This window comes from Xanthomonas sp. CFBP 8443 (genome assembly GCF_025666195.1).
Lineage (GTDB): Bacteria > Pseudomonadota > Gammaproteobacteria > Xanthomonadales > Xanthomonadaceae > Xanthomonas_A.
Genome location: NZ_CP102592.1, coordinates 1,955,009 through 1,970,824 on the forward strand (window position 1 = coordinate 1,955,009; position 15,816 = coordinate 1,970,824).

9 protein-coding genes are annotated in these 15,816 nt (G+C 70.2%); all 9 read left to right on the forward strand.

Annotation, left to right across the window (positions count from 1 at the left end):
- The first annotated feature begins 4 nt into the window (after nucleotides 1-4).
- Nucleotides 5-910: a dihydrodipicolinate synthase family protein gene (locus NUG20_RS08425; protein WP_185813247.1), complete on the forward strand. Its 906-nt coding sequence runs from the start codon at nucleotides 5-7 to the stop codon at nucleotides 908-910.
- 1 nt (nucleotide 911) lies between these two features.
- Nucleotides 912-2,504 (forward strand): aldehyde dehydrogenase family protein, encoded by a 1,593-nt coding sequence (locus tag NUG20_RS08430; protein WP_263397904.1) that lies wholly within the window; start codon nucleotides 912-914, stop codon nucleotides 2,502-2,504.
- Nucleotides 2,501-3,706, forward strand: coding sequence for a M24 family metallopeptidase (locus NUG20_RS08435; protein ID WP_263397905.1), 1,206 nt, complete (start codon nucleotides 2,501-2,503; stop codon nucleotides 3,704-3,706). The genes NUG20_RS08430 and NUG20_RS08435 overlap by 4 nt, the downstream gene beginning before the upstream one ends.
- Before the next feature lie 79 nt (nucleotides 3,707-3,785).
- A complete protein-coding gene (locus tag NUG20_RS08440) occupies nucleotides 3,786-5,615 on the forward strand; it encodes a DUF885 domain-containing protein (RefSeq protein ID WP_263397906.1) in 1,830 nt (609 codons plus the stop codon).
- The gene (locus NUG20_RS08445; RefSeq protein ID WP_263397907.1) at nucleotides 5,612-7,435 is read left to right on the forward strand and encodes a DUF885 domain-containing protein; all 1,824 of its coding nucleotides are present in this window, start codon (nucleotides 5,612-5,614) and stop codon (nucleotides 7,433-7,435) included. The genes NUG20_RS08440 and NUG20_RS08445 overlap by 4 nt, the downstream gene beginning before the upstream one ends.
- A gap of 457 nt (nucleotides 7,436-7,892) precedes the next feature.
- Complete coding sequence (locus NUG20_RS08450; protein WP_263397908.1) at nucleotides 7,893-9,464, forward strand: APC family permease; 1,572 nt, start codon at nucleotides 7,893-7,895, stop codon at nucleotides 9,462-9,464.
- A gap of 134 nt (nucleotides 9,465-9,598) precedes the next feature.
- On the forward strand, nucleotides 9,599-11,932 hold the full coding sequence (locus NUG20_RS08455; RefSeq protein ID WP_263397909.1) for a S9 family peptidase: 2,334 nt from the start codon (nucleotides 9,599-9,601) through the stop codon (nucleotides 11,930-11,932).
- 548 nt (nucleotides 11,933-12,480) lie between these two features.
- Entirely contained in the window at nucleotides 12,481-12,789 is a 309-nt protein-coding gene (locus NUG20_RS08460; RefSeq protein WP_263397910.1) for a flagellar basal body rod protein FlgC, read from the forward strand.
- A 539-nt stretch (nucleotides 12,790-13,328) separates the two neighbouring features.
- Nucleotides 13,329-15,698 carry a glucosidase family protein gene (locus NUG20_RS08465; protein ID WP_263397911.1) on the forward strand — a complete coding sequence of 790 codons (2,370 nt, stop codon included), beginning with the start codon at nucleotides 13,329-13,331 and terminating at the stop codon, nucleotides 15,696-15,698.
- Nucleotides 15,699-15,816: the final 118 nt, after the last annotated feature.

The following is a 15,816-nucleotide window of genomic DNA, read 5'->3' on the forward strand; positions in this document are numbered from 1 at the left end:
TCCCATGAGCAAGGCTTCCTTCTGGTACGGCGTGCTGCCGGCCATCACCACTCCGTTCAATGCCGACGGCAGCATCGACCACGCGTTCCTGGCCAAGCATGCGCAGGTCATGGTCGACGCCGGCTGCACCGCGATCGTGCCGCTGGGTTCGCTCGGCGAAGCGGCCACGCTCAGCTTCGACGACAAGGTCGCGGTCCTGAAGACCCTGGTGCAGGCGCTGGACGGCCGCATCCCGGTGGTGCCGGGCATCGCCGCGCTGTCCACCGACGAGGCCGTGCGCCTGGCGCAGGCCGCCAAGCAGGTCGGCTGCGGCGGGATCATGGTGCTGCCGCCGTACGTGTACTCCACCGACTGGCGCGAGATGGGCGCGCATGCGCGTGCGGTGATCGCCGCCACCGACCTGCCGGTGATCCTGTACAACAACCCGGTGGCCTACAAGACCGATTTCAGCCCGGCGCAGATCGCCGAGCTGGCCGCCGAATTCCCGAACCTGCAGGCGGTCAAGGAATCCTCCGGCGACGTGCGCCGCTTCGCCGCGCTGGGCGAGCTGCTCAACGACCGCCTGGTGCTGCTGGTGGGCATGGACGATGCGATCGTCGAAGGCCTCAGCATGGGCGCCAAGGGCTGGATCGCCGGCCTGGTCAACGCGTATCCGAAGGAGTCGGTGAAGCTGTTCGAGCTGGCCCGCGACGGCGGCTATCCGGCGGCCAAGGCGCTGTACGACTGGTTCCTGCCGCTGCTGCGCCTGGACACCGTGCCCAAGTTCGTGCAGCTGATCAAGCTGGTGCAGGAGAAGGTCGGCCTGGGCAGCGAGCGCGTGCGCGCACCGCGCCTGGTCGTCGACGGCGCCGAGCGCGAAGCGGCGCTGAAGGTGATCGACCACGCCATCGCCACCCACCCCGGGCTCTGAGATGAGCATGCAGCCGCTGTTGCTCGCCGGCCACTGGCAGCCCTCGCTGGAACTGCGCGGCAGCTTCCGCGCCGAGGACCCGCGCGACGGGAACGCATTCGGCCCGGAGTTCCCGGTCAGCGGCGCCGCCGACCTGGAAGCGGCGCTGAGCGCGGCGGTGCTGGTCGCCGACGCGCTGGCCGCGGCGTCGCCCGAGCGCATCGCCGGCTTCCTCGACGCCTACGCCGCGGCGATCGAGGCCGACGTCGAGCAGTTGGTCGCGCTGGCGCATGCCGAGACCGGCCTGCCGGTCGAGCCGCGCCTGGCCAAGGTGGAACTGCCGCGCGCCAGCGGCCAGTTGCGCCAGGCCGCGCAGGCGGTGCGCAGCCATAGCTGGACGCAGCCGGTGATCGACACCGCGGCCGGGCTGCGCGCGCAGCTGGGGCCGCTGCACAAGCCGGTATTGGTGTTCGGCCCGAACAACTTCCCGTTCGCGTTCAATGCGGTGGCCGGCAGCGATTTCGCCTCGGCGATCGCCGCGCGCAATCCGGTCATCGCCAAGGCGCATCCCTCGCACCCGGCCACCAGCCAGCGCCTGGCGCAGCTCGCGCACCAGGCACTGCTGGACAACGGCCTGCCAGCCGCGGCGGTGCAGCTGCTGTACCACTTCGACAACGCGCTGGGCCTGGAACTGGCCGGCGATCCGCGGCTGGGCGCGATCGGCTTCACCGGCAGCCGTGCCGGCGGGCTGGCGCTGAAGGCCGCGGCCGACCGCGCCGGCGTGCTGGCCTACGTCGAGCTGTCCAGCGTCAATCCGGTGTTCCTGCTGCCGGGCGTGCTGGCCGAGCGCGGCACGGCGCTGGCGCAGGAGTTCTTCTCCTCGTGCACGATGGGCAGCGGCCAGTTCTGCACCAATCCCGGCATCCTGGTGGTGCCCGAGGGCGAGGCCGGCGATGCGTTCGTCGCCGCAGCCGCGGCGCACTTCGCCGGCGCCGCGCCGAGCCTGCTGTTCTCGCGCGGCGTGCTCGAGCACCTGCAACGCGGCGTGGCCACGCTGCGCGACGCCGGTGCTGCGCTGCTGGCCGGCGGCGACGCGGCAGCGGCGCCGGGCTATCGGCATGCGCCGACCCTGCTGCAGGTCTCGGCGCAGGCCTTCCTGCAACAGCCCGAGGCGCTGCAGACCGAGGCGTTCGGCCCGGTCAGCCTGGTGGTGCGTGTCGCCGGCCTGGCGGAAATGACCGCACTGGCGCACAGCCTGGAGGGCAACCTCACCGGCACCGTGTACCGTGCCGCCGACGGCAGCGACGACGTGCTATTCGCCGCGGTGGCCGCGGCGTTGCGGCCGCGGGTGGGGCGCCTGATCTGCAACAAGATGCCGACCGGCGTGGCGGTCAGCGCGGCGATGAACCACGGCGGGCCGTACCCGAGCACCGGCCATCCCGGCTTCACCGCGGTCGGCATGCCGGCCGCGATCCGCCGCTTCGCCGCGCTGCACAGCTACGACGGCCTGCCCGATGCGCTGCTGCCGGCACTGCTGCGCGACCGCAATCCTGGCGGCGTGCAGCGGCTGATCGACGGCCAGTGGAGCGCTGCCGACGTGGGGCAGGCGACATGAGCGCGGCGCAGATCGGCGGGCTGAGCCTGGCCATGGCGCAGGCGCAGCTGGCGCCGTGGCCGACGCCGGCGCCGCCGATCCAGCCGCAGGAATACCAGCAGCGGCTGGCGCAGGCGCGCACGTTGTTGCGCGCGCACGGCGCCGACGCGCTGCTGATCGGCGCCGGCGCCTCGCTGCGCTATTTCACCGGCGTGCCATGGGGCGCCAGCGAGCGCCTGGTGGCGATGCTGCTGACTGCCGAGGGCGATCCGCTGCTGATCTGCCCGGCGTTCGAGGAAGGCTCGCTGGACGCGGTGCTGCGCATCCCGGTGCGCAAGCGGCTGTGGGAAGAACACGAGGACCCGCACGGGCTGGTCGCCGAGGCGCTGAGCGAACTCGGCGCGCAGGCGCTGGCGTTGGATCCGGGCATCGCCTTCGCGGTGCACAGCGGGTTGAGCGCGGTGCTGGACCGGGTCGCGATCCGCGATGCGGCGCCGATCGTGGACGGCTGCCGCATGCGCAAGTCGGCGGCGGAACTGGCGCTGATGCAGCAGGCCTGCGACATGACCCTGCAGGTGCAACGCCTGGCCGCGGGACTGGTCCACGAAGGCATCACCACCGCCGAACTGGTGCGCTTCATCGACCAGGCGCACCGCGCGCTCGGCGCCGACAACGGCTCCACCTTCTGCATCGTGCAGTTCGGCCATGCGACCGCCTATCCGCACGGCATCCCCGGGGTGCAGGCGCTGCGTCCGGGCGAACTGGTGCTGATCGATACCGGCTGCACCGTGCACGGCTACCACTCCGACATCACCCGCACCTACATCTTCGGCGAGCCGAGCGAGAAGCAGCGGCGCATCTGGCAGCTGGAGCACGATGCGCAGGCGGCCGCGTTCGCCGCGGTGCGCCCGGGCGTGAGCTGCGCATCAGTGGACCAGGCGGCGCGCGAGGTGCTGCAGGCCGCGGGCCTTGGGCCCGACTATCGCTTGCCGGGGCTGCCGCATCGCACCGGCCACGGCTGCGGCATGAGCATCCACGAGGCGCCGTACCTGGTGCGCGGCAATGCGCTGGCGCTGGCGCCGGGCATGTGCTGCAGCAACGAGCCGATGATCGTGGTGCCGGGCGAGTTCGGCGTGCGCCTGGAAGACCATTTCTACGTCACCGAACACGGCGCGCAGTGGTTCACGCCGCCGTCGCCGGCGATCGACCGGCCGTTCGCCTGATGCGCGCGGCGGCCGCCAGCGCCTTGCGCCAATCGCGCGTGCCGCCGCCCGCGTTCCATCTGTTTGCCGGAGTCCGCCGATGAGATGCGTCCGCCTGTTCGTCCCCGGCGCGCTGGCCGCGGCGTTGCTGGCCGCCTGCCAGCCGGCCACGCCGTCGGCAGTACCGCAGCCGGCAACCGCGGCGGCCACGCCGGCGCAGAAGCCCGACCAGGCCTTCGCCGCCTTGCTCGACGCGCAGTGGCAGTACCAGCTCGAACACCATCCGGAGTTCGCCAGCATCATCGGCGACACGCGCTACAACGACCGCTGGAGCGATTATTCGCCGGCGGCGCTGCAGGCCGAGCGGCAGGCTACCGCCGAGTTCCTGAAGCGCTTCGAGGCGGTGGATGCGACGGCGCTGTCGGCGCAGGACCAGCTGAGCCTGCAGATGATGCTGCGCCAGTTGCGCGACCGGCTGGAGGCGATCGCGCTGAACAACGATGCGATGCCGCTGGAGCCGGTCGGCGGCATCCAACTGGCGTTGCCGGGCTATGCGCAGGCGTTCCCGTTCGCCAGCGTCAAGGACTACGAGGACTACATCAAGCGCCTGCAGGCGATCCCGGCCCTGCTCGACCAGGTGGTGGCGCTGTCGCGCGCCGGCGCCAAGGACGGGCTGGTGCAGCCCAAATACCTGCTAGAGCGCATTCCGGCGCAGGTGCGCGAGATCGCCGCGCCGGCCGGGGCCGACAGCCCGTTCGCGCTGCCGCTGCAGACATTCCCCGACGCGGTGCCGGCGGCCGAGCGCGCGCGCCTGCGTGCGGCGATGCTCGCGGCGATCGACCAGCAGGTGCGCCCGGCCTACGCCAAGCTGGCCGATTTCGTCGCCGACGAATACGCGCCGCAGGGCCGCGCCCACGAAGGGCTGTGGTCGCTGCCCGATGGCGAGCGCCGCTACCGCTACGCGATCCATACCCAGACCACCACCGACAAGTCGCCCGAGCAGATCCACCAGATCGGCCTGGCCGAAGTGGCGCGCATCGAAGGCGAGATGAGCGCCATCGCCAAACAGCTCGGCTATGCCGACCTGGCCGCGCTGCGCGAGGCGGTGGCGCGCGACCGCAGGTTCTTCGCCAGTTCGCGCGAGCAGATCCTGCAGCGCTACCGCGACGACATCGCACAGATGCAGCCGCAGCTGCCCAAGCTGTTCGGCACCTTGCCGAAGACGCCGCTGGAAGTGCGCGCGATGGCTGAGTTCCGCAGCACCGCGCCGGGCGCGGAGTACTGGCAGAGCGACGCGCAGGGCAGCAAGCCGGCGCTGGTGATGGTCAACACCAGCGACTACGCGCAGCGTACCCTGGTCAACATCGAGGCCACCGCGTATCACGAAGGCGTGCCCGGCCATCACCTGCAGATCTCGCTCGCGCAGACCCTGCCGCTGCCGCCGTTCCGCCAGCAGTCCGGCTACAACGCCTACGTCGAAGGCTGGGCACTGTATGCCGAACGCCTGGGCAAGGACGTGGGGTTCTACAAGGATCCGTACAGCGACTACGGCCGCCTGGCCGGCGAGCTGCTGCGCGCCAACCGGCTGGTGCTGGACACCGGCGTGCACTACAAGCGCTGGACCCGGCAGCAGATGATCGACTTCTTCCACGCGCATCCGTCCGATGACGAACCCAGCATCCAGGCCGAGACCGACCGCTACATCGCCTGGCCGGGCCAGGCACTGGGCTACAAGCTCGGCGAGCTGGACATCCTGGCGCTGCGCGAGAAGGCCAAGCGCGAACTCGGCGCGGGTTTCGACATCCGCGCCTTCCACGACCAGATCCTCGGCGGCGGCGCGATGCCGCTGGACCTGCTGGATGCGCGCATCGACGCGTGGATCGCGCAGGCCAAGGCCGCTGCGGTCGCCACCCCGGAGAAACCCCGATGAGCCTGAGTTCCCGACTTCGCGCGCCGCTGCTGCTGGCGATCGTCTGCACGCTTGCGGGGCAGGGCGCCGCCACTGCGGCCGAACCCGCGCAGGCCGCCGCAGCGACCACCAGCGACGCCGGCGCGCGCTTCAAGGCGTTGTACCTGCGCGAGTGGAAATGGCGCCAGGAGCAGTCCGCCGGCGCCGACGACGAGGACAGCCAGGGCGCCGCGGCCGACCATCTGCCCAAGGTCGACCTGGCCACGCAGAACCAGCGCACCGCGTATTGGCAGCAGGTGCTGCGCGAGCTGGATGCGATCGCGCCGGCGCAGCTGTCGGCGCAGGACCAGGTGAACTACCAGGTCTACCGCCAGCAGATCGCGGTGTTCCTGGACCAGCAGCGCTTCCGCGCCTGGGAGATGCCGTTCAACAGCGACACCGCGTTCTGGAGCAACCTCGGCTTCAGCGCCCGCGCCACGCTGCGCACCCGCGACGACTACCAGCGCTACCTGAAGGTGCTGGCCGACATCCCGCGCTACTTCGACGAGCAGATCGTCAACATGCGCGCCGGCCTGGCGCGCGGTTTCAGCCAGCCGAAGGTGACGTTGGCCGGCCGCGACCAGTCGATCGCCGACGTGGCCTCGGCCAGCGGCGAGGCCAACCTGTTCTACACCCCGTTCAAGAAGATGCCGGCCAGCATCCCGGCCGAGGTGCAGGCGCAACTACGGCAACAGGCGCTGGACGCGATCGCGCACAGCGTGGTGCCGGCCTACACCGACCTGCTGCGCTTCATGCGCGAGGAATACCAGCCCAAGGCGCGCAACACGCTCGCCGGCGAGGCGTTGCCGGACGGCAAGGACTATTACCGCGCGCAGATCCGCGAGTTCACCACGCTGGACCTGTCGCCCGAGCAGATCCACCAGATCGGGCTGCGCGAAGTGGCCAAGCTGCGCAAGGACATGGACCAGACCATCGCCGCCAGCGGCTTCGTCGCGCCGCCGGGGCAGGCGACCTTCCCGGCGTTCCTGAAATTCCTGCGCACCGACCCGCAGTTCTATCCGAAGACGCCGGAGGAGTTGCTCAAGCAGGCGGCGTGGATCTCCAAGCGCGTGGACGCCAAGGTCGGCGACTACATCGGCCGGCTGCCGCGGCAGCGCTTCGCGATCGAGCCGGTGCCGCCGGACCTGGCGCCGTTCTACACCGGCGGCCGCGGCGGCCCGGGCATCTACCTGGTCAACACCTACGACCTGCCGTCGCGGCCGCTGTACAACCTGACCGCGCTGACCCTGCACGAATCCTCGCCCGGCCACGCGCTGCAGATGCCGCTGGCGGCCGAACAGCAGGGCCTGCCGGACTTCCGCCGTTACGGCTACATCTCCGCTTACGGCGAAGGCTGGGCGCTGTACTCGGAATACCTTGGGCGGGAGATGGGGATGTACGACACCGCGTACGACCGCTTCGGCTACCTGACCTACCAGATGTGGCGCGCCTGTCGGCTGGTGATCGACACCGGCATCCACCACAAAGGCTGGACCCGCGAACAGGCGCAGGCCTACCTGCGCGACAACACCGCGCTGAGCGAACACGAAGTCACCACCGAGGTCGACCGCTACATCGCCTGGCCGGGACAGGCGCTGTCGTACTACCTGGGCGAGCTGAAGATCATCGAGCTGCGGCGCAAGGCCGAAGCCGCGCTCGGCGAAAAGTTCGACATCCGCGCCTTCCACGACGCGATCCTGGAAACCGGCTCGGTGCCGCTGCCGGTGCTGGAGCAGCGCATCGACCGTTTCATCGCAGAGGGTGGGAAATCGCCTTGGGCGCAGGAGGCGCCAAAGCAATAGGCATACCCAAAACCCCTCTCCCCTCGGGGCGACAGGGCACAGCTTGCGCGCCACCGGCGCGCGTGCTCTGGAGCCCGCGCCGCTGGCGCGGGCCGGGGCGCGGAGCGGGGGTGAGGGTACGGCGCGAAGCCTCATGCGGTCGAAGCGACACGAGGCTCGCCCGGACCCTCATCCGCCCCTTCGGGGCACCTTCCCCCGAGAAGGGGGCCATGGTCCCGGGGGGAAAAGGGGGGGGAGGAAGCTTGCAATTGGAGCAGGAAGCACCTGGGCGCGTCGCTTTGAGCCCCTCTCCCTTCGGGAGAGGGGTTGGGGTGAGGGTACGGCGCGAAGCCTCATGCAGTCGAAACGACACGAGGCTTCGCCCGTACCCTCATCCGCCCCTTCGGGGCACCTTCTCCCGAAGGGAGAAGGGAACAGTAGTTAGGAATAGCCGGTTACAACTTCCAGCGGGGGCACCATGGCCACACAAGGCAAGTTCCACAAGCGTCTGAGCCTGACCGACCTGACCTTCATCGGGCTCGGTTCGATCTTCGGTTCCGGTTGGCTGTTCTCGGCCAGCCACGTGTCGGCCATCGCCGGTCCGGCCGGCATCGTGTCGTGGATCGCCGGCGGCGTGGCGGTGCTGCTGCTGGGCCTGGTGTACTGCGAACTGGGCGCGGCGCTGCCGCGTGCCGGCGGCGTGGTGCGCTACCCGGAGTATTCGCACGGCGCGCTGCTCGGCTGGTTGATGGGCTTCATCACCCTGATCGCGTTTTCCAGCCTCATCGCGATCGAGGTCGAGGCCGCTCGGCAGTACGCCGCGGCCTGGTTTCCCTCGCTGAACCAGGCCGGCAGCAGCCATCCCAGCATCGCCGGGTGGCTGCTGCAGTTCGCGCTGCTGCTGGTGTTCTTCCTGCTCAACTACTTCAGCGTCAAGACCTTCGCCACCGCCAACAACATCGTCAGCGTGTTCAAGTTCCTGGTGCCGGTGTTGATCATCGTGCTGCTGATGGCGCACTTCAATCCGCAGAACCTGCACGTGCAGGGCTTCGCGCCGTTCGGCGCGGCCGGGGTGGAAGCGGCGATCTCGGCCGGCGGCATCATCTTCGCCTACCTCGGGCTGACCCCGATCGTGTCGGTGGCCAGCGAGGTGCGCGATCCGCAGCGCAACATCCCGATCGCGCTGATCCTGTCGGTGGCGCTGTCCACGGTCATCTACGTGCTGCTGCAGCTGGCGTTCCTGGGCAGCGTGCCGGGCAGCTATCTGGCCCAGGGCTGGGGCGGCATCGACAAGGCGTTCGCGCTGCCGTACCACGACATCGCGCTGGCGCTGGGCCTGGGTTGGCTGGCGGCGCTGGTGATCTGCGACGCGATGATCTCGCCCAGCGGCACCGGCAACATCTACATGAACGCCACCCCGCGCGTGGTCTACGGCTGGGCGCGCAGCGGCGGCTTCCTGCCGGTGCTGACCAAGGTGGACGCCAAGTCCGGCATTCCGCGCCCGGCGCTGTGGCTGAGCCTGGCGATGTCGGTGTTCTGGACCCTGCCGTTCCCGTCGTGGGAGACGCTGATCCAGGTGGTGTCGGCGGCGCTGGTGCTGAGCTATGCGGTGGCGCCGGTCACCGTGGCCGCGCTGCGGCGCAGCGCGCCGGAGCTGCCGCGGCCGTTCCTGCTGCGTGGCATGGGGCTGCTCGGGCCGCTGTCGTTCATCGTCGCCGCGCTGATCGTGTACTGGTCCACCTGGAAAACCTTGTCGTGGCTGCTCGGCCTGCAGATCGCGATGTTCGCGCTGTACGTGCTGTACCGGCTGCCGCGCGCGTCCGCACGCGCGCTGCTGTGGCGGCAGGTGCGCGGCGCCTTGTGGCTGATCGGCTTCTTCGTGCTGGTGTTGCTGGTGTCCTACCTGGGCACCTTCGGCGGCATCGGCTGGATCGCGCATCCCTGGGACACGCTGAGCGTGGCGGTGATCGCGTTCGGCTGCTACCACTGGGGCGCGCGCACCGGATTGCGCAGCGACGAACTGGCGCTGGAAGAGGACGACGGGGAATAGGTTGTGCTCGCTTTTTTGTAGGAGCGGCTTCAGCCGCGACAGGCGCTCTGCAGCATCCTGTCGCGGCTGATGGCCCGAGGCCACGTAGAGCCGCTCCTACAGAAGAGCCGGAATTCAGGGGATATCGGAACGTAATGAACAGACTCCTTACATCGATCGTGCTGGCCGCGGCGTCCTTCGCCGGCCAGGCCCAGGCCGCGCCCAGCGCGGCCGACTACCAGCGCTCGCTCGGCCTGCGCGAAGCGTGGATGACCTTGACCGAGAACGTCGCGTGGCCGGCGCAGTGGCGCGACGACGGTGCGTTCTACTACCGCAAGACGGTGCCCGGCGGTTTCGCCTTCGTGCTCGAGGACGTGGCCGGCCAGCGCAAGCAGCCGGCGTTCGATGCGGTGCGGCTGGCGCGCGGGCTGAGCGAGGCGGCAGGCACCGACTACCCGGCGTTGCGCCTGCCGTTCGACCGCTTCGACTATGCGGCCGACGCCGGCCGCGCCAATGCCGCGATCGTGTTCCAGATCGACTACGCGCCGTGGCGCTGCACGCTCGCCGATTATGTCTGCGCGCGCGCCGAGGCCGGTCCGCAGCCGCGTCCGCGCGGCTTCGGGGTGGTCCGCGATCCGGCGGTGGCCGCCGACAACACGCCGCGGCGTTCGCCTGACGGGCGCTGGGAGGCGTTCGCCGACGGCCACGACATCGTGCTGCGCAGCGTCGCCGACGGCCACGTGCTGCGCCTGAGCGAGGATGGCCGCGCCGACGAGTTCTACGATCCGGAAACGCTGGCCTGGTCGCCGGATTCGCAGCGGCTGGCGCTGTACCGGGTACGGCCCGGATTCGCGCGGCGGGTGACGCGGGTGGAGGCGGCGCCGCCGGGCGGCGGCCAGCCGCGCGTGCGTACCCAGTTGTATCCAAAACCTGGCGACGCGGTGGATGTCGAGCGGCCGGTGCTGTTCGACCTCGGCGGCATGTCCACCGGCGCCGGCGCGCGCCGCATCGACATCGACGCTGCGCTGTTCGCCAATCCCTACCAGCTGTCGCCGATCCAGTGGCGCAAGGACGGCCGCAGCTTCGTCTTCGACTACGTGCAGCGCGGCTTCCAGCGCATGCGCGCGATCGCGGTGGACGCGGCGAGCGGCCGCGCGCACGTGGCGGTGGGCGAGGACGCCAAGACCTTCGTCTACGCCGACCGCAGCTTCCGCCACGACGTGGACGGGCTCGGCTCGGAGATCCTGTGGATCTCCGAGCGCGACGGCTGGCGCCACCTGTACCTGTTCGACGGTGCCAGCGGCAAGGTCAAGCGCCAGATCACCAAGGGCGACTGGATCGTGCGCGAGGTGCTGCGCGTGGACGATGCGCAGCGGCGCATCTGGTTCTCTGCCAGCGGCATGGACGCGGGCAAGGATCCGTACTACCGGCAACTGTTCGCGGTGGATTTCGACGGCGGCCGGCTGACCCGGTTGAGCACGGCCGATGCCGACCACGACGTGGCCATCGCCGGCGACGGCCGCCACTACGTGGACACCTATTCGCGCCCGGACCTGCCGCCGGTGATGGAACTGCATGCCATCGACGGCGCGCTGCTGCAGGTGGTCGAACGCGGCGACATCGGCGAGCTGCAGGCCGCCGGCTGGCGCGCGCCGCAGACGTTCGTCGCCAAGGGCCGCGACGGCCGCACCGACATCTGGGGCATGGTGGTGCGCCCGCGCGACTACGATCCGCACAAGAAGTACCCTGTGATCGAGAACATCTACGCCGGCCCGCACGACAGCTTCGTGCCCAAGACCTTCTGGCCGTTCGGCTACCACTCCGGCGGCGACAAGCAGATCGGCATGCAGGCGCAGGCCGACCTGGGTTTCATCGTGGTGATGATCGACGGCATGGGCACCGCCAACCGTTCCAAGGCGTTCCACGACGTGGCCTGGAAGAACCTCGGCGATTCCGGCTTCCCCGACCGCATCGCCTGGCACAAGGCGCTGGCCGCGCAGGACCCGTCCTACGATATTTCCCGCGTCGGCATCTACGGCGCCTCGGCCGGCGGGCAGAGCACGCTCGGCGCGCTGGAACGGCATCCGGACTTCTACAAGGTCGGCGTGGCGTTCGCCGGCTGCTACGACAACCGCATGGACAAGATCAGCTGGAACGAGCAGTGGATGGGCTGGCCGGTGGATGCCAGCTACGCCGCCGCCTCCGGCGTGGACAACGCGACGAAGCTGCGCGGCGAGCTGCTGCTGATCGTCGGCGAGCAGGACAGCAACGTCGACCCCGCCTCGACCGCGCAGGTGGTGGATGCGCTGATCAAGGCCGGCAAGGATTTCGACCTGTTGAACGTGCCCGGCGGCGAGCATTCGGTGGGCCGTTCCAGCGGTCCGATCGACTACGTGCAGCGGCGCCAGTACGACTTCTTCGTGCGGCATCTGCTGGATGCGCCGACGCCGCGCTGGAATGCGCTGCCGTCGGGCGGGCGCGGTGACTGAAGCACTCGTCGCCTCGCCTGAGGAGCGGCTTCGGCCGCGACGTCGGAGTCGCACGATCCCGGCGTCGGGGAATCTCTGTCGCGGCTGAAGCCGCTCCTACAGGGAGCGGCGGCGAGCGTTTGGCGCCGCGGTCCCGGTCAAGCCTGCGCCTTGGCCGCAGGTTGAGCCAGGAAGGCAGCGCTGGGGTCGGGCGGTGACGGAACGTCGCTGCCTTCGCAGAGGCGGATCCCGGCATCGGCCGATCCGCACAGCGCTGGCCCTGCTGCACGCGCCGGCGTCGGAAACGGCAGTCGAAGGTGTCCCTGGTCGCAGGTTTCAGTTCCCGCAGTAAAGTTGTCGGCGATCGTGCCGATGGCAACAACGGGCAACCATTGCGCCTGGAGCAGGGCCGCCACGTTCGTGGCGGTGGCCGGTACGTACGCCTGTCGAGCGGCGACGCGACCGGCTGCGGCCGCAAGCGCTGCGCAATGGCCACGACGCGCTGCGGGAGACTGTGGCAACTTACCGACCTTGCGACCGCACCGCGGCCGCCCGACGAGCAAACGCGCATGAGTTCCATCGCCTCGGTGTCCTCGATCGCCCTGTCCGGCATGCGCGCCGCCGCGTCCGGGTTGCAGGCCCGTGCGCACAATGTGGCCAACGCCGCCACCGAGGGCTTCCAGCGCCAGGTGACGGTGAACCAGGAAGCGCCCGGCGGCGGCGTGACCAGCCAGGTGCAGGCGGTGGGCGGCGAGGGCAGCGACCTGGTCGACGACATGGTCGGCGGGCTGTCCGCGCGCAACGAATTCCAGGCCAACGCGCGAGTGCTGCGCGCGGCCGACGACACGGTCGGCAGCCTGCTGGACGTCCTGGCCTGAGGCCACGGCCACTCCTTCTTCCATCGGGACCATGGCCCCCTTCTCGGGGGAAGGTGCCCCGAAGGGGCGGATGAGGGTAGGGCAAAGCCTCGTGCACCCAACTCCGTGAGACGCTTCGCGCCGTACCCTCACCCCAACCCCTCTCCCGGTGGGAGAGGGGCTAGCCGGCCGTTCCTTTTGCCATCGGAGGGAAGGTGCCCCGAAGGGGCGGATGAGGGTACGGGCAAAGCCTCGTGCACCCAACTCCGTGAGACGCTTCGCGCCGGACCCTCACCCCAACCCCTCTCCCGGTGGGAGAGGGGCTAGCCGGCCGTTCCTTTTGCCATCGGGGAGAAGGCGCCCCGATGGGGACGAGGGTACGCGCAAAGCCTCATGCAGCCGGTCTTGCACAACCTCCGATGGCACGCGCGAAGCCTCGTGCCGTCGCCGCCGCCCCGCCCCAGCTATGCAATTTTCCGCACCGATCCGCGCCACAGCGCACAAGACGTAGCGCCACCTGCGGCGCACGATGATGCGCTATTGCTCATCGGGGACGGGACATGGATCGGAGAGATTTCCTGCGTCAGGGGCTGGCGGTCGGCGCGGTGGCCGGGGTCGAAGCGCTCGCCGGCAGCGTCGCTGCGGCCGCCAACGCGGTGCCGGCAGCGCCGTCTGCGCCTGCGCCGCTGCGCCTGCAGCCGCTGGCCGCCGATGCGCTCGCCGGCCACACCCTGCAATGCCGCTTCGTCGAGGCCGGCGCGCAATGGCAGGTGTACGAAGACCTGCGCAGCGCCGACGGCGACTTGACCCTGCTCGGCCCGGGCGGCGCGCTGGTGCTCGGCAAGCGCACCGAAGCGGTCTATCCCAGCGCGCAGGCGCCGTACTTCGGCATGAAACTGGCCGACGTGGCGATGGCCGAAGCCGACCTGCTCGCCGACCGCCTGCTGCGCGACGGCGATCCGCGCCCGGACGAGGTGCGCGACGCGGCGCCGCCACCGGCCTCGCAACTGGATCCCAAGGACTACAACGGCCGCCTGCCGTGGACCACCTTCGTCGGTACCCGCGAATGCGCCGACACCATGCCGGTGTACCCGGACGGGCGCACCCGCGCCTATCGCGCGCTGCACGCGTTCCCCGAGCTGGGCAAGGCCGACCTCGTCGCGCGCCGCCACGAGGGCCTGATCGGCGGCTGGATGCCGGCGGTGCGCAAGGTGGTGCCGGCTGGCGAAGGTCGCTACTACGACGTGCTGCTGTTCGCCGACGTGCTGGCCACCGATCGCTTCATCGTGCAGACCTGGCACCGCAGCGCGCTGGTCGAGCACGGCAAGGTGACCAAGGTGGTGTACGGCTACAGCTATCCCGACTACCCGCCGCGGCGCGGCCCGCGCAGCGCCGAGGACTTCTACCGCGGCCTGCTGGCCTTCGCCGGCTACTGGCAGGGGCTGCTGGCCGACACCGTGCAGGCGCGGCTGCCCGACCCGAGCTGGAGCGACATGGCGCGCTTCGCCTTCGCCCGCGAACTGGTGGTGCGCCCCGGCGGCACCTATCCGAAATACGGCGCGGTCGATCGCGACTACTACGGCAACGAATACGACGGCTTCCAGGACACCTTCACCAGCTCGCTGTACGCGAACCTGGAGTGGGGCCGCTTCGCCCAGGCCGCGGCGGTGCTGGACGGCTACTTCAGCGACTTCGTGCAGGACGACGGCATGGTCAACATGCGCGGCGCGGAGACCGGCCAGTTCGGCCTGACCCTGTCGCTGCTGGCGCGCTATCTGCGCTACACCGGCGATGCGGCGCTGCTGCGCAAGCACCGCGGCAAGATCGCCGCGACCGCGCAGATCCTGCTGGAACTGCACGACGCCAGCCTGCAGCTGCCGGCGAAGGCGCCCGGGCATGGCCTGATCCATGGCTGGAACGAATCCGACGCCTGCCTGTTCCCGGACCCGACCCTGTGGTGGAAGCCGTACTACGCCAACAGCGCGCTGGCGATCCGCGGCTGGCAGGACATCGCCGCGGTGTGGACCACCATCGCCGGTCCGGGCGCGCAAGGCACCGCGGCGCAGTGGCGGCGGCGCGCGCAGCAACTCACCGCGCAATTGCACAAGACCCTGCGCGGCAATATCCGCCGCGATCTGACCCCGCCTTACATCGGCCCGCTGCCGGGGGTGAAGCTGACCTTTCGCCAGTCGCTGCAGCAGGAAAAACCCAGCGAGCAGGGCTGGCCGCACCGCGTCTATGCCGAGCTGCTGCAGGCCGACGTGCTGCCCGACGACCTCGCGCACCTGGTCATCGACTGCGTGCGCGGTCATGGCGGCACCAGCCTGGGCGTGGTCGGCAACATCGCCCCGCCCACGCCGGAAGGGCGCGACCTGCTCGGTTTCATTTCCTACGGCTACGCGCAGCAACTGCTGCGCCTGGACCGGATCGAGGAATACCTGCTGTTCCTGTACGCGCACCGCTACCACGTGCACACGCGCGGCAGCTGGACCGCGGGCGAGGTCAGCGGCATCACTGGCGGCATGCCGCTGTTCTGCATCCCGGCGCAGATGACCATCCCGCTGCTGCTGCGCTGGATGCTGGTGTTCGAGGACAGCGTTGGCGAGGAGCTGTTCCTGGCGCGCGCGCTGCCGCGCGACTGGCTGGGCAGCGGCGAGGCGATCGCAATCGAGGCCGCGCCGACCCGGTGGGGCGCGGTGTCGCTGGCGCTGCGCGCCGACCCGGCGCGCAAGCGCATCGACGGCACGCTGACCCTGCCGGCGCAGGCGCCGGCCCGGACCTGGCTGACCCTGCGCGTGCCGGCCGGCATGCAGCTGCGCGAGGTGCTGATCGACGGGCGCGCGGTGGCCTTGTCCGGGCCGCGCAACGAGCGCGTTCAGGTGCCGGCCGGCGCGGCGCGGCAGATGACGATTTCGGCCGCCTACGGCTGAGTGGCGAAAAAGTCGGAAACGTCCCGAAACCTGTCGCGCAGTGCGATATTCCGCACATTTTCCCGATAAATACGACAAGACGGGGCCATCACCCTACGCGCACATTGTGGCCGTGCAG

Bases quoted from the DNA above. Each gene is read 5' to 3' on its own strand.
- NUG20_RS08425 (WP_185813247.1), top strand. From the start codon at position 5: ATGAGCAAGGCTTCCTTCTGGTACGGCGTGCTGCCGGCCATCACCACT.
- NUG20_RS08430 (WP_263397904.1), top strand. From the start codon at position 912: ATGAGCATGCAGCCGCTGTTGCTCGCCGGCCACTGGCAGCCCTCGCTG.
- NUG20_RS08435 (WP_263397905.1), top strand. From the start codon at position 2,501: ATGAGCGCGGCGCAGATCGGCGGGCTGAGCCTGGCCATGGCGCAGGCG.
- NUG20_RS08440 (WP_263397906.1), top strand. From the start codon at position 3,786: ATGAGATGCGTCCGCCTGTTCGTCCCCGGCGCGCTGGCCGCGGCGTTG.
- NUG20_RS08445 (WP_263397907.1), top strand. From the start codon at position 5,612: ATGAGCCTGAGTTCCCGACTTCGCGCGCCGCTGCTGCTGGCGATCGTC.
- NUG20_RS08450 (WP_263397908.1), top strand. From the start codon at position 7,893: ATGGCCACACAAGGCAAGTTCCACAAGCGTCTGAGCCTGACCGACCTG.
- NUG20_RS08455 (WP_263397909.1), top strand. From the start codon at position 9,599: ATGAACAGACTCCTTACATCGATCGTGCTGGCCGCGGCGTCCTTCGCC.
- NUG20_RS08460 (WP_263397910.1), top strand. From the start codon at position 12,481: ATGAGTTCCATCGCCTCGGTGTCCTCGATCGCCCTGTCCGGCATGCGC.
- NUG20_RS08465 (WP_263397911.1), top strand. From the start codon at position 13,329: ATGGATCGGAGAGATTTCCTGCGTCAGGGGCTGGCGGTCGGCGCGGTG.